Origin of the sequence: Clostridium sp. 29_15, assembly GCF_001916075.1 — a bacterium.
Classification (GTDB): domain Bacteria; phylum Bacillota; class Clostridia; order Clostridiales; family Clostridiaceae; genus Clostridium; species Clostridium lentum.
The window spans coordinates 48,546-49,955 of record NZ_MNRT01000003.1 but is presented as its reverse complement, the minus strand read 5'-3'; the positions used below and the strand labels follow the sequence as shown (position 1 = coordinate 49,955).

The following is a 1,410-nucleotide window of genomic DNA, read 5'->3' as shown; positions in this document are numbered from 1 at the left end:
TTTTATGATATCATATAGCTTAACCTGCGGAAAATGGAGGTTATAAGACATGAATCATATTGAAGAAAAGATCATTCAGACTATAGATGAACACAGAGATGAGATCATAGCCTTTGCGAAGGATATCCAGAGCCATCCGGAGCCGGGATTTTATGAGGAGAGAACAGCCGCACATGTTGCGGTTTTTTTGCGTGGCCTGGGACTTCGTGTGCATGGAGGACTTGCACGCACAGGAGTCCGCGCTGAGTGGATGGAACAGGACGGACCGAACGTTACTATTATCGGAGAACTTGACGCCATCGGATGTAAGTCGCATCCGATGGCTGATCCCGTTAATGGGACAGCACATGCATGCGGACACCACGCACAGATTGCAGCCATGATCGGCGCAGCATTGGCACTGACCAATGAGGAGGTTCAAGAATACATTGATGCAGATAAACGTGCACGGCTTCGGAAAGAGGGAATCGGCTTCCCGGCATCCGGAAAAAGCGAGCTGATCCGGCTTGGAGAATTTGACCATTCTGACATTATTATGACAACACATGTGCACATGATGCCGGTGGAGGAAGACTTCTACCTGGGAAATGCAGCTTGCAACGGATTTTCCGCAGAACGAGTGACAGTAAGAGGAAAAGCCGCACATGCAGCCATTGATCCATGGGATGGTGTCAATGCATTAAGTATTGCTTCCAGTGCCATTCAGATGATGGGACTGATGCGGGAAACCTTCCGGGAGGAAGACCATGTGCGTCTTCACAACGTGATCCGAAAAGCCGGAGATGTGATCAATGCAGTTCCGGACGAAGCGGTGATCGAAACAAAAGTCCGTGCAGCGTCTCTGGATGCGATCCGGGCAACACAGGAAAAAATGGACCGTGCCTATGACGGAGCTGCCTATGCATTCGGTGGTACGATCGAAAGAGAACCGCTTCAGGGATATATGCCGATCCTGCACAGAGGTGCGGATAAAGTGATGGAAGAATCCGTAAAGCTTCTGGATGTTTCATACCGATGTTCAAAGCCGGCAGATTTTAACAACGCCTGTACCGACGTAGGAGACCTGACCCATCTGTTTCCAGTGCTGAATTTTACATTTGGAGGATTTGCGGGAAAACTTCACGGAGCAGATTTTAAGATCATGGATGAAGAACTGGCTTATATCAAACCAGCCAAGCTTCTGGCACTGACTACGTATCGTCTTCTCTGTGATCAGGCAAAAGAAGCAAAAAAAATCTGTCGGGAATTTAAACCTGTATTTAATAAAGAAACTTATTGTCAGTATATACGAGATAATTTTCATGAAAATGAGTAGTTAACCGAATCAGAGAAGTCCTATGAGGGTACAATAAGCAATCTTGGATCAGGAAATCCTATGAGGGTACAATAAGCAATCTTGAATCAGGAAAT

1 protein-coding gene is annotated in these 1,410 nt (G+C 46.7%); it reads left to right on the top strand.

Features of this window, described 5'->3' with window-relative positions:
* Positions 1-49: 49 nt before the first annotated feature.
* A complete protein-coding gene (locus BHW04_RS00545; protein WP_302698502.1) occupies positions 50-1,315 on the top strand; it encodes a peptidase dimerization domain-containing protein in 1,266 nt (421 codons plus the stop codon).
* Positions 1,316-1,410 lie beyond the last annotated feature (95 nt).

Bases quoted from the DNA above. Each gene is read 5' to 3' on its own strand.
- BHW04_RS00545 (WP_302698502.1), top strand. From the start codon at position 50: ATGAATCATATTGAAGAAAAGATCATTCAGACTATAGATGAACACAGA.